This window comes from Ekhidna sp. ABH4_415 (genome assembly GCF_056161305.1).
On sequence record NZ_JBSWYW010000004.1, the window covers coordinates 26235 to 53106 of the forward strand.

Annotated in this window: 26 protein-coding genes and 1 pseudogene; 19 read left to right on the forward strand and 8 right to left on the reverse strand. The window is 40.3% G+C overall.

Translation table 11 applies throughout. From position 1 onward, the window contains the following. Nucleotides 1–138 precede the first annotated feature (138 nt). Nucleotides 139–522, forward strand: a pseudogene (locus tag ACXAH9_RS07440) (ATP-binding cassette domain-containing protein); the annotation flags it as partial. Nucleotides 523–699: 177 nt separating this feature from the next. Next, nucleotides 700–993, forward strand: coding sequence for a TOBE domain-containing protein (locus tag ACXAH9_RS07445; protein ID WP_474894571.1), 294 nt, complete (start codon nucleotides 700–702; stop codon nucleotides 991–993). Here ACXAH9_RS07445 and ACXAH9_RS07450 read toward each other — a convergent pair. The 5 genes from ACXAH9_RS07450 to ACXAH9_RS07470 all read right to left on the reverse strand — a co-directional run bounded on the left by ACXAH9_RS07450 (nucleotide 987) and on the right by ACXAH9_RS07470 (nucleotide 4845). Beyond that, on the reverse strand, nucleotides 987–1661 hold the full coding sequence (locus ACXAH9_RS07450; RefSeq protein ID WP_474894230.1) for a LytR/AlgR family response regulator transcription factor: 675 nt from the start codon (nucleotides 1659–1661) through the stop codon (nucleotides 987–989). The two genes, ACXAH9_RS07445 and ACXAH9_RS07450, sit on opposite strands and share 7 nt — an antisense overlap. Next, nucleotides 1658–2689 (reverse strand): sensor histidine kinase, encoded by a 1032-nt coding sequence (locus tag ACXAH9_RS07455; RefSeq protein ID WP_474894231.1) that lies wholly within the window; start codon nucleotides 2687–2689, stop codon nucleotides 1658–1660. The genes ACXAH9_RS07450 and ACXAH9_RS07455 overlap by 4 nt, the downstream gene beginning before the upstream one ends. 177 nt (nucleotides 2690–2866) lie before the next feature. Beyond that, the gene (locus ACXAH9_RS07460) at nucleotides 2867–4045 is read right to left on the reverse strand and encodes an acyltransferase family protein (protein ID WP_474894232.1); all 1179 of its coding nucleotides are present in this window, start codon (nucleotides 4043–4045) and stop codon (nucleotides 2867–2869) included. Nucleotides 4046–4298: 253 nt separating this feature from the next. After that, nucleotides 4299–4553, reverse strand: a complete 255-nt coding sequence (locus ACXAH9_RS07465) for a DUF6952 family protein (protein WP_474894233.1) — start codon at nucleotides 4551–4553, stop codon at nucleotides 4299–4301. Next, entirely contained in the window at nucleotides 4534–4845 is a 312-nt protein-coding gene (locus tag ACXAH9_RS07470) for a thioredoxin family protein (RefSeq protein WP_474894234.1), read from the reverse strand. Before ACXAH9_RS07470 ends, ACXAH9_RS07465 begins: the two co-directional genes overlap by 20 nt. Before the next feature lie 80 nt (nucleotides 4846–4925). Between ACXAH9_RS07470 and ACXAH9_RS07475 the strand changes: the two genes are divergently transcribed. Further along, nucleotides 4926–5867 carry a hydrogen peroxide-inducible genes activator gene (locus tag ACXAH9_RS07475; RefSeq protein WP_474894235.1) on the forward strand — a complete coding sequence of 314 codons (942 nt, stop codon included), beginning with the start codon at nucleotides 4926–4928 and terminating at the stop codon, nucleotides 5865–5867. Here the strand turns inward: ACXAH9_RS07475 and ACXAH9_RS07480 are convergent, their stop codons facing one another. Further along, on the reverse strand, nucleotides 5868–6374 hold the full coding sequence (locus ACXAH9_RS07480) for an exonuclease domain-containing protein (protein ID WP_474894236.1): 507 nt from the start codon (nucleotides 6372–6374) through the stop codon (nucleotides 5868–5870). Nucleotides 6375–6755: 381 nt separating this feature from the next. Here ACXAH9_RS07480 and ACXAH9_RS07485 point away from each other — a divergent pair, with 381 nt between their 5' ends. Both ACXAH9_RS07485 and ACXAH9_RS07490 read left to right on the forward strand, forming a co-directional pair. After that, a complete protein-coding gene (locus ACXAH9_RS07485) occupies nucleotides 6756–8180 on the forward strand; it encodes a sensor histidine kinase (protein WP_474894237.1) in 1425 nt (474 codons plus the stop codon). Between the two features lie 98 nt (nucleotides 8181–8278). Next, nucleotides 8279–10057 (forward strand): ATP-binding protein, encoded by a 1779-nt coding sequence (locus tag ACXAH9_RS07490; RefSeq protein WP_474894238.1) that lies wholly within the window; start codon nucleotides 8279–8281, stop codon nucleotides 10055–10057. A gap of 3 nt (nucleotides 10058–10060) precedes the next feature. Here ACXAH9_RS07490 and trpF read toward each other — a convergent pair whose 3' ends face one another. Beyond that, entirely contained in the window at nucleotides 10061–10666 is a 606-nt protein-coding gene (gene trpF, locus ACXAH9_RS07495) for a phosphoribosylanthranilate isomerase (protein WP_474894239.1), read from the reverse strand. 88 nt (nucleotides 10667–10754) lie between these two features. On the opposite strand from trpF, the gene ACXAH9_RS07500 reads away from it, so the two are divergent. The 10 genes from ACXAH9_RS07500 (at nucleotide 10755) to ACXAH9_RS07545 (ending at nucleotide 21044) form a co-directional block, all read left to right on the forward strand. Next, nucleotides 10755–11069: a thioredoxin family protein gene (locus tag ACXAH9_RS07500; RefSeq protein ID WP_474894240.1), complete on the forward strand. Its 315-nt coding sequence runs from the start codon at nucleotides 10755–10757 to the stop codon at nucleotides 11067–11069. Then, complete coding sequence (locus ACXAH9_RS07505; protein ID WP_474894241.1) at nucleotides 11069–11311, forward strand: DUF6952 family protein; 243 nt, start codon at nucleotides 11069–11071, stop codon at nucleotides 11309–11311. Before ACXAH9_RS07500 ends, ACXAH9_RS07505 begins: the two co-directional genes overlap by 1 nt. 90 nt (nucleotides 11312–11401) lie before the next feature. Beyond that, nucleotides 11402–12376, forward strand: a complete 975-nt coding sequence (arsM, locus tag ACXAH9_RS07510; protein WP_474894242.1) for an arsenosugar biosynthesis arsenite methyltransferase ArsM — start codon at nucleotides 11402–11404, stop codon at nucleotides 12374–12376. Between the two features lie 66 nt (nucleotides 12377–12442). Next, nucleotides 12443–13561, forward strand: coding sequence for a tRNA 2-thiouridine(34) synthase MnmA (mnmA, locus tag ACXAH9_RS07515; protein ID WP_474894243.1), 1119 nt, complete (start codon nucleotides 12443–12445; stop codon nucleotides 13559–13561). Beyond that, complete coding sequence (locus ACXAH9_RS07520; protein WP_474894244.1) at nucleotides 13558–14295, forward strand: hypothetical protein; 738 nt, start codon at nucleotides 13558–13560, stop codon at nucleotides 14293–14295. The genes mnmA and ACXAH9_RS07520 overlap by 4 nt, the downstream gene beginning before the upstream one ends. Beyond that, nucleotides 14285–15937, forward strand: coding sequence for a S8 family serine peptidase (locus ACXAH9_RS07525; RefSeq protein ID WP_474894245.1), 1653 nt, complete (start codon nucleotides 14285–14287; stop codon nucleotides 15935–15937). The genes ACXAH9_RS07520 and ACXAH9_RS07525 overlap by 11 nt, the downstream gene beginning before the upstream one ends. After that, nucleotides 15937–16590, forward strand: coding sequence for a ribulose-phosphate 3-epimerase (gene rpe, locus ACXAH9_RS07530; protein WP_474894246.1), 654 nt, complete (start codon nucleotides 15937–15939; stop codon nucleotides 16588–16590). The genes ACXAH9_RS07525 and rpe overlap by 1 nt, the downstream gene beginning before the upstream one ends. Nucleotides 16591–16594: 4 nt before the next feature. Then, entirely contained in the window at nucleotides 16595–18961 is a 2367-nt protein-coding gene (locus tag ACXAH9_RS07535; RefSeq protein ID WP_474894247.1) for a TonB-dependent receptor, read from the forward strand. Nucleotides 18962–19004: 43 nt separating this feature from the next. Further along, complete coding sequence (locus ACXAH9_RS07540; RefSeq protein WP_474894248.1) at nucleotides 19005–19589, forward strand: penicillin-binding protein activator LpoB; 585 nt, start codon at nucleotides 19005–19007, stop codon at nucleotides 19587–19589. 63 nt (nucleotides 19590–19652) lie between these two features. Beyond that, the gene (locus ACXAH9_RS07545; RefSeq protein WP_474894249.1) at nucleotides 19653–21044 is read left to right on the forward strand and encodes a COG3014 family protein; all 1392 of its coding nucleotides are present in this window, start codon (nucleotides 19653–19655) and stop codon (nucleotides 21042–21044) included. A gap of 1 nt (nucleotide 21045) precedes the next feature. On the opposite strand, the gene ACXAH9_RS07550 is transcribed toward ACXAH9_RS07545, so the two are convergent. Continuing rightward, a complete protein-coding gene (locus tag ACXAH9_RS07550; protein ID WP_474894250.1) occupies nucleotides 21046–21339 on the reverse strand; it encodes a thiamine-binding protein in 294 nt (97 codons plus the stop codon). Nucleotides 21340–21446: 107 nt separating this feature from the next. Here ACXAH9_RS07550 and ACXAH9_RS07555 point away from each other — a divergent pair, with 107 nt between their 5' ends. From ACXAH9_RS07555 to gyrA, 4 genes are all read left to right on the forward strand, one after another. Next, nucleotides 21447–22058: a hypothetical protein gene (locus ACXAH9_RS07555; protein WP_474894251.1), complete on the forward strand. Its 612-nt coding sequence runs from the start codon at nucleotides 21447–21449 to the stop codon at nucleotides 22056–22058. 31 nt (nucleotides 22059–22089) lie between these two features. After that, complete coding sequence (locus ACXAH9_RS07560; RefSeq protein WP_474894252.1) at nucleotides 22090–23043, forward strand: FKBP-type peptidyl-prolyl cis-trans isomerase; 954 nt, start codon at nucleotides 22090–22092, stop codon at nucleotides 23041–23043. A gap of 91 nt (nucleotides 23044–23134) precedes the next feature. Then, entirely contained in the window at nucleotides 23135–24223 is a 1089-nt protein-coding gene (locus ACXAH9_RS07565; RefSeq protein WP_474894253.1) for a hypothetical protein, read from the forward strand. Nucleotides 24224–24334: 111 nt separating this feature from the next. Further along, entirely contained in the window at nucleotides 24335–26866 is a 2532-nt protein-coding gene (gene gyrA, locus ACXAH9_RS07570; RefSeq protein WP_474894254.1) for a DNA gyrase subunit A, read from the forward strand. Nucleotides 26867–26872 lie beyond the last annotated feature (6 nt).

A 26872-nucleotide genomic window follows, 5' to 3' on the forward strand; every position in this document is an offset into this window, starting at 1 on the left:
AAAATGTGATCTTTGCGCTTCATTTATTAAACTGATTGGTCAGATCAGTGTTATTAAACCGTGTCCTTTCTAAAGTTACAAAATATACAGAAGAGCTACTCTCAGGAGAGAAATGCATTTGCTTGCCCATTCCTCGAAATCAGCAAAGGCGAGAAGGTGGGGATAGCTGGAGAAACCGGATCAGGAAAGTCAACGCTTTTGAAAATAATTGGCGGACTGGAGAAGCCGGATGAGGGTGAGGTACTCATGGGTAATGAATCCGTTTATCCGAAACTCGACCGATTAATTCCCGGTCACCCGGAAATGGCCCATTTGTCTCAGTCATTCGAGTTGCCCAAATTCATTAAGGTCGTCGAGTTTCTTATGACTAATTCGATCGAGGAAGAAAGGTTTGATCAGGTTACAAGACTTTGTCGGGTTGCAGAGCTACTAGAAAAAGACACACGAGCATTGTCAGGAGGGGAGCGACAAAGAGTAGCACTGGCTAAAGTGATCTTAAAAGAACCTGGCGTTCTCTTGTTGGACGAGCCGTATTCCAACCTGGACCCACATCACGAACGAATCATCAAGGAGGTGATTAGGGACATTGGTACGGAAACGAATGTAACCATCCTTATGGTTTCACATGACCCTTCAGATCTTTTACCCTGGGCAGATGAAATACTTGTGCTTAAAAAAGGAGAGATCATTCAGAAAGGCATGCCAAAAGAGGTGTATTATGAGCCATTGAATGATTATGTTGCTGGACTTTTTGGAACATTTCAAAAGTTGGACGGGAGTAAATGGTCATCGCCAAAGCAGGATTTAATCGTTAGGCCGGAACAGTTCAGACTCAATAATCATGGTAAAACAGGGGAGGTGAAGGAAGTGCTTTTCCACGGATCTTATGATCTGGTGATTGTCAAATCGGAGGATGAAGTCTTTCAGGCAATGGCTACTTCAGGAGCGTATAAAAAAGGTGATATGGTTGGTGTTAGCCTAACATCTCAATGATTATTCAGGATGTAGCTTAAAGCCTGCTCCCTGTATGTCCTGCTAATTGGTAGTTTTTGATCTCCAATAACCACCTGATTACCTTCAATGGCATCCACATGCAGTTTGTTGATTACATATTGTTTATGAATTTGTATAAAGGATGCTGGCATCCCTTCACAAATCGATTTAAGGGTATCATGGGTTATGAGTTTGCTTTTTGAGAGATTTAGTACCACATAATTCTGCATGGATTCTAAATACAAGATGTCGTCAAAGCGGACTTTTTTCATTCGCTTGTCCACCTTCACAAAGAAGGAATCCTGAGTGTCTTGAAATAGCGTTTTAGTCTTTTCCACTGCTTTTAAAAAGCGATCAAAAGAGATCGGTTTCATAAGATAATCCACCACATCCAGTTCAAATCCTTCCAATGCATACTGATCATAAGCGGTTGTTAAAATGACTTTAGGTGGATTTTTCAGACTCTTTACAAAGTCAAGACCGGTTAGGTGGGGCATTTGAATGTCAAGGAATAATAGATCAGGTTTTAGGTCATCTAACTCATTTAAAAGGTCAAGTGCAGAGCTAAATGTGCCTATGCAGGCCAAATAAGGGATATTCTCCACATACCCCTCAATCCCTGATCGGGCGAGTGGTTCATCATCTACTATGCAACATTTGATGGTCATTGGATGGGCAATTTAAGGGTCACCTCGAATGTATGTTCACTGTCCGAAATCTCTAAATCGTAATTTTGATGATAAAGAAGCTCCAATCTACGCCGAAGGTTATTTAAACCAATTCCAGATCTTTCGCCATCCTTACTCATGAGTGCACGCTTTGAATTAAATATGGTGAAAACTGCATTATCTTTTTCGGTACTGAGTTTCATATCAATAATCGGTTTTTTTCCTTCAACATATTTGAAGGCATTTTCTACCAAAGGAATCAAAAGGTGAGGGAAAATTTTACCTGCTAAATTTTCAAAATCTATTCGTAACTCTAAAAGATCATCTTTACGCACCCTATGTACCTCAGCATAGAGTTTGATAAAATCAACTTCTTTGGATATTTCTACCAGCTTTTGCTGATCCTGGTACAAGCTGTAGCGTAGCAACTCCGAGAGCTTTTCTACACTTTTCTTCGCCTCAGGTACACTTTTGTCCATCTGAAAGTAGATGTTGTTTAGCCCATTGAATAAGAAATGGGGACTGAATTGTTCTTTAAGAAAATTCAATTCAGAGTTTAATCGATCATTCTCTATTTGCTGCAACTTGAGCTTGCTCTGGACAAATGCCTGCACATAGAAATTCCCACGCCGAATGGCGAAGTACAATACAATATAAAGCGTTGGGATTATGTTAATTTGAACAAAATCACTTAAAGAAAGTCCATCATCAGTTACAGCCGCCATGGGAATAATGGTGCAATTGACTACCAGAAGTGCTACCCCAATGACCTTAAGTAATTCCTTGCTGAAGCGCTTTAGTGTGATCTCAGAGGCATCACTAATAAAGAATGTTTTTTCTTGTCTTTTAATGATGTATGTGAAAAGATATCCCACGAGAATCACGCCAAAGAATTCGATTACATTGACATATAATGGCCGTTCCCAGAACTTAAATCCCTTGCCCATGGTGTCGTTCACCACGCGCAAGGTGCCATAAATAATGAATCCGTAAAAAGCTGGGAATATCTTAGGCCACAGGTTTTTCATTGATGTTTATAATGAAATTAATTTCTTGAATTCAACAATCTAAAACCTGTCTTTGCGACGATAGGTGAAATCTTTGTAATTAGATAAGAAATCCTTTGTTATTAGACCGTCTTACATTGAACATAGATATCTCATTACATTCGATATGACAGGTTTTAGTTTTTTTGGGTTAATTAATCAGGCAGCTTTAAACTCCGCTCGCTCTTCCAATTTAGCAAAGTCTTTTTGTTTCTCCTTTTTTGGAAGTTCTTTCACACCAAAAAGAAATCGCATTACCCTGAAAGGACGAATAAGATATTCATATCCTGCAACGGATAGAATGAAACTAGCGGTGCTCACAAAGAGGTATTTCGCCAAAATCCCTTCATCAACTAAAGTAACAATATAGTATCCAATGATGATGATAATTGTCTGGTGCAGGATGTAGAACGGATAGATGGCACGGTTTGCGTATGCTAAAATAGGGTTAGGCTTATTCAGATATCTTTTACCTAGTGAAAGCATGGACAACAGCCACAACCAACCAGAAACCGCAAGAAGTACTAAAAAAAGACTTTCTCCAATACCATTTAGCTCAATTCTATTCCATCGAAAGTAATTTAAAATGATTGTGCTAAGAAACGCCAGGCCTACCAGATTTCGGGTGTCAGCTTCAATGCGATCCCACATGGCGGGAATGATACCGGCAAAGTATCCGGCCAGGAAAAAACTACCCCAATAAGTCATCCAGCCCCAGTCTCCAATCAATGCATTGGTTCGATTTGTAAAGACCGTGTAAGTCACATAAATAAGTACTGTAGGCACAATTAACAGTACATAAGAAATCCATGTGTGTCTTTCAATCAATTGATTCAGGTAGTTTTTAACCTTGTCATTTCTTAGCCAAAGAAATACCGGAAGAAGAATTGCTGAATAGATAAAAAGGTAAAGCACAAACCACATGTGATGCCAGGATAAATTACCCTCAGGGTAGGGCTTCATTTCGAAGATGGTAGGCCAGAAGGTAGCATAGCTCATCGTAGCGCCATTAAATATTCGTTCAAAGTACACTTGGGGTGGAACAATTACAATCATGGCGAATATTAAAGGGATCAACAGTCGATTATGTCTTTCCTTTAGATACTTCCATGGTGATCTTTTTCTAAGGGCCAGATAGGACCCATATCCTGAAATGAAGAATAGGAGAGGCATTCGGAATCTACTCAGCCAGAAGTTGAATTCCAGCCAGAGATAGCTGAGGTCATCGTTTTTGATGTGCCAGTCCCACTCAGCAGTGAAGATCATGGCTGTGTGAAAGTAGAGGACCAGGATAATGGCAATCACCCTAAGCCAGTCAATGTCGTGTCGTCGTTCCATAATTTTTGAGTTTATGGAATCGAAAGTGATATGATCTAAATAGGTAATGAAATTTAGTTGACGACTGACAGGTTTCTGTTGATGACTGACATGAAATTCCTTCCTCCCAAAAATACATTCTCCATAATGATTAATGATATAATTAATGAGGAGAGACCCTAAAACAAGAACAGTGTGACGATTAATTAGAATATAGGGTCATGCTGAATTTATTTTAGCATCTACAAGTACGATGCATATAAAAAAGGATCAATCAGTTGATTGATCCCATCACACGCTCCATGAATTCATTCATGGCTTCTTTCTTAGGTTTACCTTCCTTAATGGTTTTTGCCACTTCAAGAGAGCCATAGAAGTTAGAAAGCAACTCACCAATGACATCCAATTCCTCATCTTTGATACCTTTCACTTCAGCCATGTGTTCCAACAGCTCAACAGCCTCTACCACATAATCCTCATCATTCTGCTCGATGAAATCCAGGGTATGTTTAATTAGTGGTAATCGCATGTAGTATTTCTTTTATGTTGTCCTCTTTATTGCCCGCATTGCTTGCAATCAGCTGTCCACCTTTAAAACCTGCGAATGTTGGAAGGTTTTTTACTTGTGCCAATGCACGGGAGTTTGGTAGTTTTTCAGCATCTACATAGATGAATTGCACTCCTTCATTTTCACCTGCCAATCTTCTGAATTTTGGTTTTACCAGTCGGCAATTCCCACACCAGGCTGCTCCATATTGTACAATTACCTGATCGTTTTCATCGATCACATTTGCTAAGTTATCTTCTGTTAAATCTATCATTGCGTTATTATTTATTTGAATTTGACGCGAAGATGTGATATGATATATTTATGACTTAAATAAGGTCATTAAATTCTCTTATGAATCTACAGCAACTGGAATACGCGCTTACATTGGAACGACTGGGATCTTTTACTCACGCAGCAAAATCACTGGGAATGACCCAACCGGCGCTTAGTCTTCAGATCAAAAACCTGGAAAACGAAATCGGGATATCCCTTTTTGACCGCTCCAAATCGAAAATAGAGCCTACTGAACAAGGACTCAAGTTTCTTTTACGTGCCGGTGAGATCGTTTCAGCTAGTAAGCAATTAAAAGCCTATGCCATCAGCCTGGGCAATGAATTTGAAGGGGTGCTCAAATTAGGTGTGATTCCCACGCTATCTCCATTCCTTATTCCAATGTTCATCGATGACTTCACCAATAAATATCCTGCAATTACCATTGAAGTACATGAGCAGCTGACGGAGCAAATCCTCCATCAAATCAGACTGGGTGAACTTGATGGCGGGATCATTTCCACACCCATAGAACGACAAGGAATTGCAGTGAACCCGCTATTTTATGAGTCATTCTTTCTCTACAAGAATGATGAATTGTTTGAGTCATCAGAAAGCTATAGCATTTCCAATATTGAAATAGAAAACTTGTGGTTGTTGGAGGAAGGTAATTGTTTTAGAGATCAGGTAAATGATATCTGTTCATACAAAAACATTAAATCTACTACCAAGCTGAAGTATCTGTGCAGTAGCATTGACTCATTGATTCGCATGGTTGACCATTACGGGGGAGCTACTATTCTTCCGGAATTGACCACTCTGAGTCTCGAATCTGATCAGGAAAAGCATCTCGCTGTTTTAGACGATAAAATCAGGGAAATTGGCTTTGTCAGCAGAAAACTTAGTGGAAAAGAACATCTTTTTGATGCTTTAATAAACACGATTAAAGAAAGCATACCAGCTCGGATGAAAGATAAAGGTGGGAGAGAGGTGGTAGATCCGGGGATTACCGTTGATTGGTGATTAAAACAAAGTGCCTGTCTTTGGCAAGGCCTGACGTCTCAAATGCATCAAATAAAGCTGAGCGCATGCATGAGCATCGCTGTAAGCATCATGATGATTGAGCTGGATCTTGTACTTTTTACTCAGATAGGCAAGTCCTCGCCTGAAGATGACGCGCGTGCATCGTACCTCAAAATCTGGTTGAACGATATCATAGTATGCCAGGCTGTTCCTTAGGCAGTTGACGTCAAAATTGGCATTATGAGCCACGACCACCTGATCCTCAATTAAGTGCCTAAAGTCAAACCATACTTCTTCAAATAAGGGTGCATTAGCAGTGTCCTCCGGCATTATACCATGAACCTCTATGTTTTTATAGAAGTATTCATTTTTTGGAGGTTGTATCAGTCGGTTTACTTTCTCAACAATCTCACCATTCTCCATTCGCACGATCCCTACCTGGCAAACACTCGCCGGGTTCCACGTAGCTGTTTCGAAATCAAGTGCTGAAAATGATTCTAGATGCATTTAGCTAAAATAAAAGATATTGACTCATCATTTATCTTCAAAAAGTTGAATTCGATTTACGCTTTTAAAGTCAACGAGTGTTGCGCTTTTGTATTCATATTTTAATCCCATCTAAGCCGTTATTCGTCGAAAATAAAATAGCTGTTTTTAATTAGAAGTGCTTTAACCTCAATCAAAATTTTAAGTGATTAATTGATGTAAATCAATTGGTATTTAGATGATTGTATAGGTTGCGGGATATCGATTCAGTATAAAATTCTATTAAATAAGTAAATACAGAATTTGAACCCTAAAAACTTCAATTGATAAATTAAAATTTTTAAAATAGAATCTAAAACAGAATTATTCTTCAGCTGGTTTACTTACTCTAATCACAATAAAATGCCACTTGATAGCAAGAAAAGAATAGAAGAATTCAGAGAAGAAATCATCAATAAAACGCTTCTTGTGAGTTGTTTCATTGCGATTTTCACCTATCTAATTAGCTTAATTCAGCTCAAAAACAGTGGGTTTGAATTTTCATTTATTTCAGACTTTCTAGTAGTCGTTACAATCTCCATAGTTACTTACTTCAGAAAAACCCTGAGTATCAAACTAAAAAGTACGATAGTGTTAATCGGCATTTATGCCGTGGTTTTGGTGGATATGTTTGAGATTGGGATACTTTCCGCTAATAAAGTGTTATTAATTCTCATTCCATTTTTTGCATATATCTCACTCTCAGCCAAAAGATCTTTAGTATATGTTTTAGTTACCTCAGTGAGTCTCCTAGTTCTTGCATTTCTGCATATAAATGGCATTTTAAAACCCATACCGTATAAAGAACTGGGAGTGATAGCATGGAGTATTAATCTTCTCTTAATATTGATGGTAGCCTATTTCATTGTGTACATTGTTATAAAGTTCAATAAAGAGTACGAGGCATTAATAGAGGATCTTACACAGCAAAATAAAAAGTTAAGCGCTAGCGAAAAGAAAATAGCTATTTATAGAGATGAACTTGAGGATATTGTTGCTCAACGTACAGAAGAATTAAACAAGACCAACAAAAAGCTTGAAAAACAGAAGGAGCAATTGTCAGAATTGGTTAAGACGCTGCAGGATGCGAAAGAAGAGCTTGTTCAAACCGAAAAAAATGCCGCACTAAGTAGCCTCTCCTCGGGATTAGCACATGAGCTGAACAATCCATTAAATTTCATAAAAGGAGGTGTTGAACTTTTGGAAATCTATCTAAACAAAAATTTGAGTGGGGAGCAAATTAAAGAAGTTGAAAAAATGATAGATGGGATTAAGGAAGGTGTTCTTAGGTCAACCCAAATTGTAGAAGGGCTAAATCAATACCGCTCAGTTCTCGACAATGTTCAGGTATTCGATATCAATGAAATCATTTCTAATTCAGTGGAAATGCTTTTAGCTCAAACGAATGGTAAAATCACCATATTTCAAGAGTTAGATAAAGCATCTCCAAAGGTGAATGGAGACAAATACCAGTTTTATCAACTTTTCCTCAATCTGATCCAAAATGCCATTGATGCCATAGATTCATCAGGTTCAATACACATTTCCAGCAAAATCAGCCACAAGAAAATCCATCTTACCATACATGATACAGGTGTAGGTGTATCAAAAGAGAAATTGAATAGACTATTTGATCCATTCTATACAACAAAAGAAATTGGAAAAGGCACAGGGCTGGGTCTCTACATATGCTCTTCGATTGTTAAGAATCATAACGGGAAGCTTGAATTTGAATCTGAGCTTAATAAAGGAACCAGCATTAATATATCATTGCCGCTAGCTTCATAAATTTACTGGTCCATTCATGATGAGGATTCGTCTAACACTTATTTACTAATAAAGGGATTTAACAAATATGAATGCTATTTTAAGTATTTAGTTGGGTTATGGGAAAGATAATTTTAATAGCATTTTTAATGATCCAGGCATTTACAGCCATTGGAAGTGGAGATAGCTGGAATCGAATTCTACAAATCAAACAAGGAACCGTAGAATTCTATTGGTTTCCTAATAATGTAATCATAGAAGATTCTCGCGACATCATAGATGGTATTGAGCATGATCTTGCAACTTCCTTTATTGCATATTTAGAAAATAAATATGGCGTTAATATTAAGCTGGAATGGATTAAGACAGAAAGCTTTGAATTAGTAATGGATCGAATTAGAAATGGCACGAATGGGACCTTCGGTGCTTCATCTATTTCCATTACATCAGAACGGTCACAATACTTCAATTTCACTGCACCATACATGGCAGATGTTGCTGTTTTGGTTTCTAATGCTAATATTCCTGTTGCACTTTCAAAATATCAATTAGGTCAAATTCTAGACCGTAAAACTGCCGTTTCTATAAAAAATACTACCCTGATTGACGCTTTAAACAAGTTGAAATCTCAATTGCAAATTGAATTTGATTTAGAGTACACTTCTAATAGTGGAGATATTCTTGAGCTGATACAAGGTGGTAGTGAAAAATTTGGATACGTGGATATTGCCAATTTTCTTGTTGCAGTTGAAAAAAATAACAACATTAAAAGACAGTTCTTCTTTCCGGTCAAGCTAGAAGGTCTTGCAATGATCTATCCAAAAAACAGTGACTGGGATGATCCTGTAAACGATTACTTTAATAGCAAGCAATTCTCAATTGACAGGCAAGCAATTATTACTAAATACCTGGGTGCGAATGCGGGTGAAATCATCAACAGGATATCAAAATCAGCAGAGATTGGTCCATTAGAAGAAATAATACTTTCAAACCGAGAAAAAGAAGCACAGTATGAGCGATTGCTAGAAGCAGCTCGTCGCGATCAAAATTCCGAGATTCTCACCCTGATTCTGATAAGTATTATCGTTGTAGTTTTGGTTGTCTTAGGCCTGCTTTATGCCCTCTATCGAGTAAAATCAAAGAACAATGCTCGATTACGTGAACAACGTAAGCTTGCCGAAGATGCTAATGCCCAATTAAGAATGTTAAACGAGGAGAAAAACAACCTCATTCAAATCTTAGCACATGACCTTCGTTCGCCACTTTCTAATATTCTTAATGGTTCACAAATAATCGAATCAAGCGAAAAGCTTAGCGATCAGGGACAAAAGCTGCTTGGTTTTATCTTGGACTCTTCTGATCGAATGAGATCCATGATAGATAAAATCCTTGATGTAGATGCAATTGAAACAGGGAAGCTTAATGTTAAGAATGAAACTTTCGATCTACATGAAGTCATTGAAATGGTGGTGCAACAAACCAAAGCTCAGGCGGAAGAAAAATTAATTAAAGTGTGCACAGAGCTATCATCTAACCTGACCGTACGTGCTGACAAAGTTTATACACAACAGGTAATAGAAAACCTGGTTTCCAACGCAATAAAATATAGCTCAATGAATTCGGAAGTTAGAATATTAGCCGGACCAGTAGATAAAAGGATCAAAATTTCTGTAATAGATCAGGGACCCGGACTTACGCCAGAGGATCAAAAAAAGCTATTTCGAAAATACCAACAATTGAGTGCGAAACCCACCAAAGGAGAAACATCTATCGGTCTTGGACTTTCGATTGTTAAACTATTTACCGAAAGGATGGGAGGTAAAGTTTCTTATGAGACAGAAATCAATAAGGGCACCACTTTTCATGTGTATTTGAAGCAACCTGCTAACCAAGGTTAAGCGTTAATCCTCCTCAATCAGCTCCAAAATGTCCATGATCTGACCGTAATCCTTAAACCCGGGTCGGTCTTCTTCTGTGGCTTCCAGTGCCAGTCCAGGGAAATTACCCAGGCTTTCATCCTCAGTAATACCATAACCCTTTATCAACTTAAGATTTCCATTGTAATATCCTATCTGTGCGTCTATCTGATTAAATAGTTTTTGATTATCAGATTGAAACAACACCAACTTAGCCAGCTCATCAAGGTAACTTAACGTTGACTTCACTTTCGATAAGTCTTCCTCACTATTTATTGATAAGCGAAAAATGATTGGCTTGCCCAGAAGCTCCACCTTTTCTACCAAATCAATATTTCCTATTTCTATGTAGTCAATTGGGTATTTTTTGATTGTGTCTTTAATTTGATCCATAGAGGAATTATGGAATTCACCAGCAAATTTTACACCTGCTACCCATTCGGTGATTTCTTTAAAATCATCTTCAGACACATGTGATGATGAGTTCGGATCAATATTGAAGCCTAAAACATCTACCATCATTCCAGAACAATACCTTGCATCTGAAAGGTTGCTTATGCTACTGATTTTAACGAAAGTCTTGAGAGCCATAAGATGAAATATTTTCTCGCACAAAGAAAACCAACCATTCGAAACATTTTGAATTAATTTGCTGTTTTGACACGAAAAAACATAAAAAATGGCTGTAGAATTAAAGACAGACGAAGACTTCAAAAGCGCAATAGACAACAATGAAAAAGTGGTGGTAAAATATTTCGCTGACTGGTGCGGAAGCTGCCGCTTGTTTGCTCCAAAATTCAGAAGACTGTCTGATGATGATCGGTTCAAGGATGTTACCTTTCTTGATATAAATGCCGAGAAAAGTCCGGAGGCACGTAAACTGGCAGGGGTGACAAATCTTCCGTTTTTTGCAACTTTCAAAAACGGCGAATTAGTATCCGGTCAGGCCACCAGCAGAGAGGATGCAGTAGTTGAACTAATAAATGAACTTTAATGAAGATACCTGTTATTAAGCAACTTGTTGAAAAATACTCAAAAGAGGAACTGGAGAAAGCAGAGGCAGCAATAGCCGAAGAACAAATCCCTCAAATTGAGATACCAGGTGAAGATGAGGGAGAGCAGCTCACACATGCTTACGCTGCTATAGAGATCATTCGAAGTATGGAGGAAAACAAGGTAGATTTCAAAACAGCTCTTAGAGAATACACTGGTAGAGTTCGTAATTCCATCTCATAGGAAACCTGGATGACAATTCATACTTAAAATCTGATCGTTGTGTTTACAACGTACGTGACCCAACTATCTTAGCTATCAACATTTGATTTCATGGAAGCAACATACTTAGATACTACCAAGGACATATATAAGCGTGCCGCAGAAACACCCGACATAGGTCTCTGTTGTACTACTACGCCCATTTGGGCATTTCCTGGCTTAGATATTCCACGAATCATGCAGCAGATGAATTATGGATGTGGTAGCACCGTTCATCCTCGTGACCTCATTAACAAACCAAAAATCTTATACGTAGGTGTCGGCGGTGGCATGGAGCTATTGCAGTTCTCTTATTTCAGCAGACAGACAGAAGGGGTCGTAGGTGTGGATGTGGTTGATGAAATGTTGGAAGCATGTAAGCGCAATTTCAAGGAAGCTGAGGACTCAAACGAATGGTTTCGATCTGATTTTGTAAGCCTTAGAAAAGGTGACGCTTTAACCCTCCCAGTTGAGGATTCAACTATCGATGTGGCAGCTCAAAACTGTCTATTCAATATTTTCAAGGAAGAAGATCTGAAGAAGGCTTTACAAGAGATTTACCGTGTCCTCAAACCCCACGGAAGATTGGTATTGTCTGACCCAGTTTCAGAGGATGAGATTCCAGAAAAGCTTAAGAATGACCCGGAGCTAAGGGGGTTATGTTTAAGTGGGGCATTGCCATTAAAACAGTATATTAACATGATCACTGAGGTAGGTTTTGGAACGGTAGAGATACGCGCAAAGCGTCCATATCGTATTCTGGACACCAAGCATTATGATACGGATCGGCCTATTCATATCGAAAGTGTAGAAGTGTGCGCCATCAAGGATCCTATGCCGACTGATGGGCCCTGTGTTTTTACTGGGAAAACAGCCATTTACACCGGAGATAAAGAATATTTTGATGATCATTCCGGACATGTATTGATGTATAACCAACCATTATCTGTATGCGATAAAACCGCTGGCAATTTAGAAGCAATGAATAACGAAGATATCTATGTTAGCAAGAGTACTTATTTCTATGATGGTGGTGGGTGTTGTTGATTAGCAGTACCTTTGCATAAATTTTTGTATAAACCGTGGCTGTGAACCCGGCAGAAGTACAACACAATGAGTAAAAAAGGAAGAATTTTAGTTGCCATGAGCGGCGGCATAGATAGCTCACTCGCAGCAGTGATGCTACACGAAGAAGGATACGAGGTGATTGGGATGACCATGAAAACATGGGACTATCAGACCTCAGGAGGAAGCAGCAAGGAGACAGGTTGTTGCAGCCTTGATTCAATCAACGACGCACGTAACATCGCCGTAAATCTTGGATTCCCACATTTTATTGTCGATATCAGAGAAGAGTTTGGTGATGCCGTAATTGATTACTTCACAGATGAATACATGGCAGGCAGAACGCCCAATCCATGTGTGATGTGTAACACGCACATTAAGTGGGATGCGTTGTTGAGGAGGGCCGATAAGCTGGATTGTGAATACATCGCCACTGGTCACTATGCAAACATCCGGGAAGAAAACAATCGATTCGTTGTTTCCAGAGGTGTGGATGGATACAAAGATCAATCCTATGCTCTTTGGGGGATATCTCAGGAAAGCTTAAGCCGGACAAAGTATCCGCTTGGACATCTAAAGAAATCAGAGATTTATGATATGGCTCGTGAACGAGAATTCTATGAGCTAGTGTCTAAGTCCGAATCATATGAAATCTGCTTTGTTCCAGATAATGACTACCGTGGGTTCCTCAAGCGAAGAGTTCCAGAAATGGAAAATGAAGTAGCAGGTGGAGAGTTTGTATTGGAAGGAACAGGGGAAGTAGTTGGTAAACACGAAGGCTATCCATTCTACACAGTCGGTCAGCGAAAAGGATTAGGAATTGCCCTAGGTTATCCAGTATATGTAACTGAAATACAGAAAGATACGAATCGTGTGGTGTTAGGTACTTTTGATGAGCTGAGTCGGGATGGCATGTATGTAAAGCAACTAAACATGCAGAAATATGCCAGCATTGAGGGTGAGCGAAAGGATACCATCACTAAAGTAAGATACAATGACAGTGGCAATCCTGCCGTTATTGAACAGGTTGGCGATACCATGAAAGTGTATTTTGGAAAAGGAGTGAGTGCAATAGCACCTGGACAAGCGGCTGTATTTTACGAAGGTGACGATGTGATTGGTGGCGGTTGGATCCATTCTAGTTTTCACCAGAATAGAGAAAATTGAAAATTGCAATTTCATCATTAGTGGGTATTCCCCCTTTGAAGGTGGGCTGGGGGATGTTTATTTCCTTGTTGATTTCATTATCTTTTCTTTCCTCATGCAACGAAACCAAAGAAGTAGGCCCGGAAACCGTAGGATATGACTTTTATCCATTGGCCGTTGGTGATTACCGCATTTATGATGTCGAAGAGATTAATTACCTGATCACTGGTTTTGATACTTCAGTCTTTCAATTGAGAGAAATCATCATCGACTCGATTCCTTCCATTGATCAAACCACCTATTTATTGCGAAGAGACATCCGTCAAAATGAGCTGGATGATTGGGTAAGTGATTCTGTGTGGACAGTAACGAAGACTTCCAATTATCTTTCCATCACAGAAAACAACATTCCTTTTATTAAATTGACCTTTCCTGTAAAGGAAGGGAAAGAATGGGATGGTAACAGTTTAAATAGTAGGGCAGAGCATATCTATTATTACGAGCCCATTGACACACTCTTGGCTGATTCTCTGACATTGAATGATCAAATTCGTGTTGTCATTGAAGACGTAGAGGAAAATGTAACAGGAGTAGATTTGCGAAGTGAAGCGTACGTGAGCGGAATAGGGTTGGTTGAAAAGAACTATTTAACACAAAAGAAGTGTACTTCCAGCGATTGCGGGCCTGATCTTGGAGAAGTAATTGCAGGTAGAGCTCTTCGACAGACATTAATAGAAATAGGAAATGAAGAATAGGTTTTGCTGGTTGTTTGCCTTCGTTCTCTTTGCTCAAAGTGGTTTTTCTCAAAGTCAGGTCAATAGGTATTTTATTTACTTCACTGACAAGTCCGGTGATTCATATCCTTATTCCATTTCCAACCCAGAAGCTTTTCTGACACAAAGAGCCATCGACCGAAGAGTTAATCAGGGCATTAGCATTACCGAAGAAGATTTACCGGTTTCACCAATATACGTCCAGGGACTCAAAGATGCTGGTATAGATGTTTTTTTTACGTCCAGATGGATGAATGGAGCTTTAGTCAATGCCGACACAACACTGCTAGATGAAGTATCAAAATTGGCTTTTGTAGATAGTATAGCATGGATAGCTGATACAACAAGACTTAGCTATGAAAAGAACATTCCGTCTAACCCGGATGCATTTGATCCACCAGTTTCAGTGGACGGAAACTCTGACATTCAACTCGTGATGTTAGGTGCAGATAAGATGCATGAAGACAACATAAAAGGCCAGGGAATGCTCATTGCAGTGCTGGACAATGGATTCACGGGCGTAAACCAATTCACCCCATTTCAGCATCTGTGGGAGAATGATAGGATTGTCGCCACGAAAGATTTCGTAGAGAATTCCGGCAATGTGTTTCAATTCGGAGATCATGGTACATCCGTTTTTTCCATCATCGCTTCAAACTATACTTCTTCAGAGGGTAACCTGATTGGGGTAGCTCCCGAAGCTGATTATATCCTGTGTGTTACAGAAGAAGGCGGAAGTGAGGATCGGGTGGAAGAGTACAACTGGCTACTCGGTGCTGAGTTTGCTGATAGCCTTGGAGCTGATGTGATCAATGCTTCACTGGGATACAGTACGTTTGATATTTCAGCACACGATTACACCAAAGATGATCTGGATGGGAAAACAGCGATCGTGTCCATAGCTGCTGAAATGGCTGCTAAGAAAGGGATGGTAGTGGTAACGAGTGCTGGTAATAGCGGAAGAAGAACACCTCCCGGCAATCTGATTAGCCATCCAGCAGACGCCAACAGAATTCTGGCTGTAGGCAGTGTGGATCCTAATTTCGAGCGTTCAGATTTCAGTTCTGTAGGTCCTACAACTGATGGACGAATTAAACCTGATGTTTCTGCTTTTGGTGATGGTACTGCAGTAATGAGAGGAAATGGCTCAATTGAAAGGGGTGGTGGTACAAGTTTCGCTTCTCCTTTGATTGCGGGATTTGCTGCGTGTATATGGCAAATGAATCCTGATAGGAGGTACAATGAAGTTATTGCTGCTATAAAAAACTCTGGTCATTTGGATGGCAGTCCTGATACTATGCTGGGGTGGGGAGTGCCAAACTACATTTATGCTAAAGATGTCAAAGCACTGAACATCAACGACATCCTAGAAGACAGAGTCACCTTCTATCCAAACCCATTTGTTGGAGATACACTCTACTTAATCACAAATGGTAAGTTTAAAGAAGGCATGCAAATAAGGATTCTTGATCCAAAAGGAAGCCTTGTCTTCAATAAGGAATTTAAGCGGAAGGACATCAAAGAAAACATGGAATTGACGATAGACGGTAGTCAACAAGGAGTTTATTTCTTATTCTTGCAAACAGGAAAGAATCAAAAGATCGTCAAACTCATCAATTTCTAATGTCCAAAAAACTCATCGCCCCCTCATTTCTTGCTGCAGACTTTGGTAACATACAGCAGGAAGTTGAAATGCTCAACAACAGCGAAGCAGATTATATCCACATCGACATTATGGATGGGGTATTTGTCCCTAACATCTCCTTTGGTTTCCCGGTATGCCAGGCCATTCACAAGCATGCAAAAAAGCCGATGGACTTCCATCTAATGATTGAGCATGCGGATCCTTATCTGGAGGATTGTATGAAGGCGGGAGCAGAGATTATCACTGTTCATGAAGAGGCCTGCAGACACCTGCATCGCACGGTAACAGAAATTAGAAATTTAGGAGCGAAAGCAGGAGTGGTTATCAATCCACATAGGCCCGTAAGTGCACTGGAAGAAATATTACCACATGTTGATTTGGTTTTGCTTATGTCAGTAAACCCCGGTTTTGGTGGTCAGAAATTCATTCCAACCACTTTTGACAAAGTTCGAAAACTTAAAGAGATGGCAGATGATATCAACCCGGAAATCATCATCGAGATAGATGGGGGAGTCAATGACGAAAATGCCGGAGAGCTTTTTAATGCAGGTGCAGATATGCTAGTGGCAGGAAGTTTCGTTTTTAAATCTGATGACCCGGCCCAAACCATCGCAAATCTTAAAAAAGCGTAATCAATTGAGAGCGCTGACTTTGCTATTATTTCTTTTCATTTCAATCCCACTTGTTGCGCAAAGTGAGGTAATTGAGGGTAGGATTGTAGATGAATTGGGAGAACCGATTCCAGCAGTCAGCGTCATCCTCAAAGACGACAGAACTAAAGGTACAGTATCCAATCTGGATGGGTACTTTCTGCTTGAATTGGATTCAGGAACCTACGACCTGATCTTCTCACATGTTCAGTATGGAACCTATGAACTTTCGGGTATCCCCACAGGAGTAAGTGATTTTGTCGTCACCATGAAGCTAAAAGCCACCCAATTGGATGATGTGGAAGTAGAGGGGGAAAGGGATCGGGATCCAATTGACCCTGCAACAAAAATTGATGCTAAGTCTGCGAAGAATCTTCCGTCTGCTTTTGGTGATTTTAATAAAGTATTGCTCACACTTCCGGGAGTGGCCGGAAACAATGAACTATCCTCCGCTTATAATGTCCGTGGTGGGAATTTTGATGAAAACCTTGTTTACGTAAACGATATCCCTGTTTACCGTCCGTTTCTTGCCAATGCCGGTCGACAGGAAGGGCTCAGTTTTGTAAACCCAGATCTGGTTGGTGATATTAACTTCTATGCAGGCGGGTGGGAGTCCAAATACGGAGATAAGCTTTCATCGTCCTTGAACATCGATTACAAAGAACCAGAGTCTCTCGAAGGCCAGATTAATTTTGGATTGCTGGGTGGTTCGGCTTTCATTGGAAATCGGATCAATGATAATGTGCAATACCTGTTTGGCGCCCGTCACCGAGACTCGAGGTATTTATTAAGTACCCTGGAGACAGATGGCCAGTACCTGCCAACTTACAGTGATATTCAGGGATTTTTCACTTTTGATTTAACGGAGAAAGGAAGTGAACAAATCAACCGAACAAAGCTAAACTGGCTGCTTTCTTACGGAAGAAACAGATACCTCACCTTACCGGAATCCCAAACCACAGACTTTGGTTCAGTTTCCCAAAACCTGAGAATTCAAACAGCATTTGATGGGAGGGAAGAGCTGGACTATGATACCTATCAAGGTGGGTTCAATCTCTCTCACCGATGGTCAAATCGTTTCCTTAGTCGCTGGATAGTGTCTGGAGTTTACACATCAGAGCGAGAAAACTACAATGTGGAAGGGGCATACAGAATATGCGATATAGATAATAATCCGGGTTCTAACAGTTTCAATGAATGTGTGGTCGTTCGCGGTATAGGAACCAATTTTAATTATGGAAGGAATACACTTGAGGCACAGATTTATAATACAGAATGGCGAAACGAGTATCTACTTTCCGATTGGTCCATTCTAGAGGCTGGAATTGGCTACAACAAAAACATCATTAATGATGAGTTGAATGAATACGCTTTCCTCGATTCTGCAGGTTTCGTTAACCTAAATGAAAGTACCTTCAACGAGCTTGACTTAGAGACGAATATATATACCGGCTATCTTCAAACCACTCTTTTTTCCAAAGACTCGATGCATGCTGTCAATGTAGGAGCTAGACTCAACCACATGGACTATAACGATGAGACACTCCTAAGTCCAAGGTTGATTTATCGGTTTAGACCCAACTGGGAAAAAGAAACGACTTTTCGGGTATCTGTTGGTAAATACAGCCAGCCACCATTTTATCGTGAGCTGAGGGATCGGAATGGAGACATACAGAATGATGTGAAGGCCCAACAATCCGCTCATGTCATCGGGGCGATGGAGCGGTTAATCACCTGGTGGAATCGGCCATTTCTTTTTTCCGTTGAGGGATATTACAAGCACATGAAAAATGTGATTGCCTATGATATCGATAATGTGCGGCTAAGGTATTTCGCTAATAATGACGCTGAGGCTTTTGCGTATGGGTTTGATTTTCGAGTCAATGGAGAATTCATTCCCGGTACACAATCCTGGTTTAGTCTTGGGATTTTGAACACTCAGGAAGACATTATGGAAGATGATAAGGGGTACATTCGAAGGCCAACAGACCAGCGAATCAACCTGGCATTCTATTTTGAAGATCACCTTCCGGGAGACCCTACCATGCGCGTATATGTTAATTCTGTGTTTGGCTCTGGCTATCCGTTGGGACCTCCAAATGAAATAAATGCACGAAATATTTTCTCCGGTGATGAGTATAATAGGGTAGATCTGGGCATATCAAAATCATTCGAATTAAATTACAATAAGTACCTGAAAACCTTATGGTTAAGAGCTGAAGTGCTGAATGTGCTGGGGGCAGACAATACCCTATCTTATTCCTGGATACAAGACGTCACAGGCGCACAATTAGCTATACCGAATTCATTATCGGCAAGGTTTTTGAATTTCAAAATATCCGCAGACTTTTAGGTGATTGTTCACCTATCTTTGTTACACCATAATTAAAAAGGAAATGAATAGAATCACTCAATTATCCATGATACTCATAGCTGTTGTTATGCTTGCTTCATGTAACAGACAGGTAACCCGAATCAACCCGGATCAGCAAGTTGATCTTAGTGGTAGATGGAATGACACAGACTCAAAGCTAGTAGCTGAAGAAATGATTCAGGATGTTACTGGCAGGCCATGGCACAATGACTTTCGAATCCAAAACGATCGTAAGCCTGTTGTGATTGTTGGTTATGTACAAAATAAAAGCGCTGAACACATTGAATCCGAAACGTTCATCAAGGACATTGAAAGAGAGTTTATTAACTCAGGATTTGTACGTGTAGTATCAAATGCAGAATTCAGAGAAAAGCTACGTGAAGAACGTGCGGAACAAGGAGAGTTTGCTTCTCCGGAAACACAAGCCAAGTGGGGAAAAGAGCTTGGTGCTGACTTCATGATGTTTGGTGTGATCACTGCCGTGACTGATTCTTATAAGAAGGAGAAAGTTGTGAACTATAAAGTGAATCTTGAGCTCACCAATATCGAAACGAATGAAAAGGTTTGGATAGGAGACAAGGAGATCAAAAAGTACATCAAAAATTAAATCGAATGAGTTGCGAAAAACCCGCAACTCATTTCACCAACTTATTCAAATCACCACACTTTCATGGTTTCCAGAAAGACCATATTCAGTATACCTGTATTTATTCTACTGAGCGGATGTGCTTCGTTCTATCAGCTCAATTATGAGTTCAACAAGAATTTTGAGCAAGGAAATATTGAAGAAGCAGCAAACATCCTGGATCAGAATAAAAAGGCTGCTAAGAGCAAAACCCGCTTTCTGTATTATGCCAATCAGGGTGTTGTTGAGCATCTGTTAGGAAACTATCAGGAAAGTAATAAGTGGCTGGAGCAGGCCTACCTTTTTGGTGAAGACTATCACAAAAACTATTTGAACTTCGCCGCATCCTATTTTCTAAATCCAAACCTAATCGTTTACCCGGGTGAGGATCACGAACATTTGATGCTACTCTATTACAAAGCATTGAACTTCCTGAAAATGGGAGATTACGATGCTGCATTAGTAGAATGCAGAAGGTTGAATCAGCGACTCTATGAATTAGGAGATAAGTACGTGTCTGAAAATAAGTATCAAAAAGACGCATTCATTAACAATCTAATGGGCATTATTTATGATGCTTCCGGAGACTATAACAATGCGTTCATTGCTTACCGGAATTCTTTGGAGATTTATCAAAATGAATTTTCTGAAATGTTTGGGTTGTCTGCTCCGGAGCAATTGAAAAAGGATTTGCTCAGAACTGCATCACTTGCCGGCTTCCCCGAAGAGCTGGACAAATTCAGTGAAGAGCTAGGTATGGAATACAAACCTCTGCCTCCTGCATCTGGCGGTGAGTTGGTCTTCTTTTGGCATAATGGGCTATCTCCTGTAAAAGACGAGTGGTCAATCAACTTTGTAGCCGTGAAAGGAGACGGAGGGCAGATATTCTTTCAGAATGAAGAGTACGGTCTCAACTTTCCTTTTTATTACGACACTAGTGAAGACGGTAATGCCAGTATCACAGACTTGACCGGGACACGAGTAGCTTTTCCGAAATACGTAGAGCGTGAGCCGTTCTTTCAGTATGCCAGTCTTGAAATAGATAACTACTTTTACCCACTTGAAAAAGCTGAAGACATTAACGCCATTGCTTTTAAAACCCTGCGAGAACGCATGCTGGAGGAGCTTGGTAAAGGGTTGTTACGGGTAGCCATCAAAAAAACGGTAGAAAAACAAGTTCGGAAAGAAGATGAAACGCTTGGCTTTTTAGTAGGGCTGGTGAACTTTGCTTCTGAGCAGGCAGACACTCGAAACTGGCAAACCATACCTCATAGTATTCATTACTCGCGTGTGCCATTAGAAGAAGGAGAGAATGAAATAACGCTACATACTGATGGCCCTAGAGGGGAAAACTCGCAGACATTCATATTCGTAGGAGAGAAAGGCAAGACGCAATTTCAGACGTATCAATCACTGGAGAGTAAGTCAACTCTCTAATCTATCTGTCCAGCCTTTTTTCGTCCATAGTTACATCCCTGTCTGTTCGAATATGCATTTTGATGTTCACAAGAAACTCTGTACAGCCGGCATTAACCAATGCCTGTTGGGCATCCTTTGCTACTTGCTGTAGCTTCTCGTATGGTCCCTGCATCACCGTTTCCATTGGCGTAATGAGATATTCCACTCCTGAGTTCTGTATTACATCGATGGCAGCATCAATCTTTTCATAAACATTTCCTTCTCGCTCTAGTGGTACTACCTGAATTGCAAGCTGAATATTTTTATCAGTCATAAGATCATTTTTACAGCGAAAATAAATCTTTGAATATTTAGACGAGGACTTTTCCCTATTTAGTTAAAAGGCTTTATTTTGAGGCATAATAATAACCAACCCTAAGCATGTTCACCGAGTACGAAATAGAGTCCATGATCGCTTACCCAGAAGTGCTGGAGGCTACCAAAACATTAAAAAAAGATTTTCTCAAGACCGAAGCTCCATACCTGGAAGTCAGTGATGAGGACTTCTTTTCTCTTATCATCATGACACCTACTATCGGCATAGCCATGGCAGATGGTAAGATTACCTTATTTGAGGAAATGGCATTGAATAAGAAGGCGAGAAAGCTTTCCAAAGGAGGGTATTTCATGAAGAAAGACCCGGTGGTCTATGCCATGAAATTTTTGATCAAGAATTATTACAACTGGCAGGATAAGTTTTTCGATGTGCTGAAGATGACAATCAAAGTCACCTGTGGTCTGGACAGCATGGTACATGCCCCGGTTGAAAAGCATGAGCCGATAGATTATCATGAATACCGTCAGGCAGTGCTTCATTCTCCATATTTACTGATCCGTTTCATCGCCAGTTTTTTTCTTGAAAACGACGAGGATATTATCAACGAAAATCATAAGGTTGGAAAATCTGAGTATCAGCGGATGATTTTAATAGGAGAGAAGCTTGAGTTGGATCACATCCCTGTGTTCCAAATGTTTTGTAAGACCTTCCAATAATCTACGCCTATTTGATACGTTGTTGGTGGTAGTGATTAGATACATACTCATAGTTTTTTCAGGAATACTACTCCTATCATGTGGCAATGATGATAGCGTCTCTACCTCTGCTGATGGAAATATTCAGGCATGGTTGGATTCGACCAGTATTTCAGCCTCACGGGATGATGTCACAGGCATCTACTATTATGCTAATTCGCTAAATCCGTCAGGAGCACAGGTGTCATCCGGAAGTGTTGTTGCAATCTATTACACCCTCAGCGATCTTAATGGTAATGTGATTGCAAGTCATCAACGTAGCAACGGAGATTCGTTAATCTTCAAAGTAGGTGCTTCAGCTGTTTACCCATTGGGGGTTGACAGAGGAGTTACTTTTATGCGGGAGGGAGAGATTTACAATTTTATTCTTCCACCTGAGCAAGCATACCAGGATCTAACTTCAGGTGCTATTAATCCTAACTTAATCGCTCACTTGGAAATTCAGGTGGTAGGAGTTCACTCCGAGTCAGATCTGTTTGCTCAGGATATTATTGCGATCGATGATTACATCACTGCAAATAATCTGAACGATACGGTTGCAAATCCATTAAATCGGGTGCAGCAATTCTCAGCCTCAGGGATTTCTTATAAAAGACTAAGTGCAGGATCAGGGTCACTCCCTTTAAATGGCGATACCATCATTGTGGACTACAATGGTCGATTTATTGATGATACACCTTTTGGAAGCGACTCAGGATTTGAGTGGGTTTATGGATCCAATGATCCTCGTGAACTACTTGTTGGATTTGAATTTGGTGCCTCTTTGATGCAAACTGATGAACGAGCGCTAATCATGATACCTTCTTCACAAGGTTATCGGGAAAGTGCGTTGGTAATCCCTGATTTTATTTCAGATGACTTGGTAGCAGATGGCATCATTCCTGATTATGTAACTTCCATACCACCTTACCAACCATTATTATTTGAGATTACACGTCTTGATTAAAGATTTCAAAAAGATACAAAGACTATGAGCGATATGTACTATAAATGGCTCTCAAGGCAATCTCATAGATACCATGTAATTTTGAGTTGATTTGCTCGCCGCTATCAAACGATATAGCCTTCTTTCCCTATTTGGTTTAATCACCTTTCAGGGCCTCTCTCAGGATATTTATGAGAAATACGATATCTATCGAAATCCTGTCTACGTATTTCTAAACAAATTTAGTATCACAGCAACCACAGGAATCGGCATCACCAGCTACTCGCATCAGCTGAGTGGCGTGTATTTCTATCAGGATGCACAAAATCAATTCATCTTTTCAAATGATATTGAAAATCTGGGTAGTACATTTTCTGGTTATACTGACTGGCTTAATGATCCTCAGCCAGGATTTGAAACCTCGCTTGAAAACCCTTTTGATCTACCTTTTGACTATTTATCTAATCCAGTTTATAATCCAGCTTTGGGAGATCAAACCTTCCTTGTAGACACAGACACCACTGATTTTGGATTTAAAGGAGGGTCCAGGGGCATTCCAATCACACTTTCCATCCATTACAACTTTGATAAGTTCCGGGTAGGTGCGGGTTACAGCTACGAGTTTCATTTCCTCCGGCGATTAGAACCTACGAATTATGCAGGCCAGGTAAGAAACTATGAGCCAAATGTCAAACGCACGCGATATTCAAGATTATTTGGAATGGTAGGGTATAAGTTCTACTCCTTTTGGAGCTATGATTTTGTGGCTGAACTCCAGGTGGGTCGTATTACCGCAGGAAAGCAGTTTGATAATGGAGCAATTTCCAGGGGGATTTATACGAACTTAGGTGTGAGTATTGAAAACAATTGGTCTGAATATTTCAGAGTCATCATTCGACCCAGTGTAGATTTCAAATCTTATACTATCCACATCCCGGATGGTTCAACAGTAAGTCATAGCTATCCTACCTTCTTTATTCAGGCAGGAATAAGCATCAATATCCCAGACATCCCACGATCACCCATGAAGAGTGATCATGTGCAGCTCAAACACATCTATAGAGATCCAGTAACTGGTCGTACAAGGGAAGTAAGAGGTCAGCCGATCTGGAAACGACAAAACCCGAAAGTGGGTGAAAATAACCGCCGAATGTGGCCGAAAAGAAAGAAAGCAATTAAAAAGCTAAAGACTAAAAATTAGTCGTTACTGATCCGGTCTTTTTTATCAAATTCTGTTGTTGCCAAAGCAATGATTTCACCTAGATTTTCGCTAAATTGCGGGTTGATTTTTGGCTAACCCAAATAAGCATAAATGGCAGACGGAGATATCGATAACTTATCCTCATCCGAAGAGAACATTATCCCAATAAATATTGAAGAAGAAATGCGTGGCGCCTACATCGATTACTCGATGAGCGTTATCATTTCAAGAGCCCTTCCAGACGTAAGAGATGGCCTTAAACCCGTCCACAGAAGGATTCTTTATGGGATGGACGAGTTGGGAGTTAATTACAACAAGTCCTATAAGAAGTGTGCAAGAATTGTCGGGGATGTGCTTGGTAAGTACCACCCGCATGGAGATACAGCAGTTTACGATACCATGGTTCGTATGGCTCAGGATTGGTCCATGCGATATCCACTCGTAGATGGCCAGGGTAACTTCGGATCTGTAGATGGTGACTCTCCAGCTGCAATGCGTTACACTGAGGCTCGATTAAGACGAATCTCAGAGGAACTATTAGCTGATATTCGAAAGAATACGGTGAATTACGTACCCAATTACGATGATAGCACCGAAGAACCAAGTGTACTACCTTCAAAAATCCCTAACCTTCTGGTAAATGGAGCAAGTGGTATCGCCGTAGGTATGGCCACCAATATGGCGCCTCACAACCTGAGTGAGGTCGTTGATGGCACCATCGCATACATTGATAATAGAGAGATTACCATAGATGAGCTGATGAAGCATGTAACAGCTCCGGACTTCCCGACAGGAGCTACTATTTATGGCTATCAAGGAGTTAGAGCTGCATTCGAAACCGGTAGAGGTAGAGTAGTACTTCGTGCAAAGGCTGAATTTGACACCACAAAGACCGGAAGGGAGCAAATCATTGTAACTGAAATCCCATATCAGGTAAACAAGGCAAGCATGATCGAGAAGACAGCTGCCTTAATCAATGAGAAAAAAATCGAGGGAATTGCCGACATCAGAGATGAGTCTGATAAGCAGGGAATGCGTGTCGTTTACGATCTTAAAAAAGATGCAATTCCGAATATCGTTCTAAACAATCTTTACAAACAAACAGCGCTACAGTCTTCATTTAGTGTAAATAACGTAGCACTTGTAAAGGGGCGACCTAAAACATTAAATCTCAAGGACTTAATCGTACACTTTGTGGACCACAGACATGAGGTGGTGGTTCGAAGAACAGAGTACGAATTAGATGAAGCAGAAAAACGGGCGCATATACTGGAGGGGTACCTTATCGCGCTGGATAACCTGGATGAGGTAATCAACCTGATCCGATCTTCGAAAGATCCGGATGAAGCTCGAATTGGATTGATCGAGAAATTCAGTCTTTCGGAAATACAGGCGAAAGCTATCCTGGATATGAGACTTCAGCGTCTGACAGGACTGGAACGAGATAAGATTCAAAAAGAATACGAAGAGATTCAGGCATTGATCAAAGAGTTGAAGGAGATTCTTGGGGACGAAGGCAGACGGATGCAGATCATCAAAGATGAGTTGCTGGAGATGAAAGAGCGCTACGGAGACGATCGCAGATCGGATATTGAGCATAGCGCAGATGAGTTCACAGCTGAAGACATGATCCCTGACGAGGATATGGTAATTACCATTTCTCATCAGGGATACATTAAACGAACACCTTTGACTGAATACAGAACTCAGGGAAGAGGTGGAGTAGGAAGTAGGGCAGCTACTTCGAAAGATGATGATTTTACTGAGCACCTGTTCATTGCATCAGCTCATAACTACTTACTGATCTTCACAGAGTTTGGGAAGGTATTCTGGATCAAGGTGTGGGAGCTTCCGGAAGGCAGCAAGGCGTCTAAAGGAAGACCTATTCAAAACCTAATTAATATTGAGTCGGACGATAAAGTAAGGTCTGTCATCAATGTGAAAACACTGGATGATCCGGACTACATCAACAACAACTTCCTTGTGATGTGTACCAAGCGTGGAGTGATTAAGAAAACTTCACTTGAGGCATATAGCAGACCAAGAAGAAATGGTATCAATGCGATTACCATTCGTGATGATGATAAACTACTGAATGTTCGACTTACTGATGGAGACAATCATATCGTGATTGCATGTAATACCGGACGGGCTATTAACTTCCATGAATCAGACGTTCGATCTATGGGACGAATGGCCTCTGGAGTACGTGGAATGAATATTACGGACAAGGAATTTGTGGTTGGTATGGTTTGTGTAGACTATAAAAACCCACCAAACCTGCTTGTGGTATCAGAAAAAGGATACGGCAAGCGTTCTGATCTGGAAGATTACCGCATCACCAAACGAGGTGGTAAGGGAGTGAAAACACTAAATGTTACAGACAAAACAGGAGCTCTGGTAGCAATTAAAGACGTAATTGATGGTGATGAGTTGATGATTATCAATAAATCAGGAATTGCAATCAGAATGTCTGTAGATAATCTTCGGGTAATGGGAAGAGCAACACAGGGTGTTCGACTTATAAAACTTAATGAAGATGATGAGATCTCGGCTGTTGAAAAGATTTCCAATATTGGAGGGGATGAAGAAACAGAAGGAGAGATCGAGCAGGAAAACGAAAACCAAAAGGATAACGAATAATTTAAA

What these genes read in the sequence shown, in the direction of transcription:
- ACXAH9_RS07480 (WP_474894236.1), bottom strand. Translation starts at nt 6,374, where the DNA reads ATGCATCTAGAATCATTTTCAGCACTTGATTTCGAAACAGCTACGTGG.
- ACXAH9_RS07545 (WP_474894249.1), top strand. Translation starts at nt 19,653, where the DNA reads ATGGTTTCCAGAAAGACCATATTCAGTATACCTGTATTTATTCTACTG.
- ACXAH9_RS07525 (WP_474894245.1), top strand. Translation starts at nt 14,285, where the DNA reads ATGAAGAATAGGTTTTGCTGGTTGTTTGCCTTCGTTCTCTTTGCTCAA.
- ACXAH9_RS07505 (WP_474894241.1), top strand. Translation starts at nt 11,069, where the DNA reads ATGAAGATACCTGTTATTAAGCAACTTGTTGAAAAATACTCAAAAGAG.
- mnmA (WP_474894243.1), top strand. Translation starts at nt 12,443, where the DNA reads ATGAGTAAAAAAGGAAGAATTTTAGTTGCCATGAGCGGCGGCATAGAT.
- ACXAH9_RS07550 (WP_474894250.1), bottom strand. Translation starts at nt 21,339, where the DNA reads ATGACTGATAAAAATATTCAGCTTGCAATTCAGGTAGTACCACTAGAG.
- ACXAH9_RS07460 (WP_474894232.1), bottom strand. Translation starts at nt 4,045, where the DNA reads ATGGAACGACGACACGACATTGACTGGCTTAGGGTGATTGCCATTATC.
- ACXAH9_RS07465 (WP_474894233.1), bottom strand. Translation starts at nt 4,553, where the DNA reads ATGCGATTACCACTAATTAAACATACCCTGGATTTCATCGAGCAGAAT.
- ACXAH9_RS07470 (WP_474894234.1), bottom strand. Translation starts at nt 4,845, where the DNA reads ATGATAGATTTAACAGAAGATAACTTAGCAAATGTGATCGATGAAAAC.
- ACXAH9_RS07485 (WP_474894237.1), top strand. Translation starts at nt 6,756, where the DNA reads ATGCCACTTGATAGCAAGAAAAGAATAGAAGAATTCAGAGAAGAAATC.
- ACXAH9_RS07490 (WP_474894238.1), top strand. Translation starts at nt 8,279, where the DNA reads ATGGGAAAGATAATTTTAATAGCATTTTTAATGATCCAGGCATTTACA.
- ACXAH9_RS07500 (WP_474894240.1), top strand. Translation starts at nt 10,755, where the DNA reads ATGGCTGTAGAATTAAAGACAGACGAAGACTTCAAAAGCGCAATAGAC.
- ACXAH9_RS07475 (WP_474894235.1), top strand. Translation starts at nt 4,926, where the DNA reads ATGAATCTACAGCAACTGGAATACGCGCTTACATTGGAACGACTGGGA.
- arsM (WP_474894242.1), top strand. Translation starts at nt 11,402, where the DNA reads ATGGAAGCAACATACTTAGATACTACCAAGGACATATATAAGCGTGCC.
- ACXAH9_RS07450 (WP_474894230.1), bottom strand. Translation starts at nt 1,661, where the DNA reads ATGACCATCAAATGTTGCATAGTAGATGATGAACCACTCGCCCGATCA.
- gyrA (WP_474894254.1), top strand. Translation starts at nt 24,335, where the DNA reads ATGGCAGACGGAGATATCGATAACTTATCCTCATCCGAAGAGAACATT.
- ACXAH9_RS07540 (WP_474894248.1), top strand. Translation starts at nt 19,005, where the DNA reads ATGAATAGAATCACTCAATTATCCATGATACTCATAGCTGTTGTTATG.
- ACXAH9_RS07555 (WP_474894251.1), top strand. Translation starts at nt 21,447, where the DNA reads ATGTTCACCGAGTACGAAATAGAGTCCATGATCGCTTACCCAGAAGTG.
- ACXAH9_RS07445 (WP_474894571.1), top strand. Translation starts at nt 700, where the DNA reads ATGCCAAAAGAGGTGTATTATGAGCCATTGAATGATTATGTTGCTGGA.
- trpF (WP_474894239.1), bottom strand. Translation starts at nt 10,666, where the DNA reads ATGGCTCTCAAGACTTTCGTTAAAATCAGTAGCATAAGCAACCTTTCA.
- rpe (WP_474894246.1), top strand. Translation starts at nt 15,937, where the DNA reads ATGTCCAAAAAACTCATCGCCCCCTCATTTCTTGCTGCAGACTTTGGT.
- ACXAH9_RS07455 (WP_474894231.1), bottom strand. Translation starts at nt 2,689, where the DNA reads ATGAAAAACCTGTGGCCTAAGATATTCCCAGCTTTTTACGGATTCATT.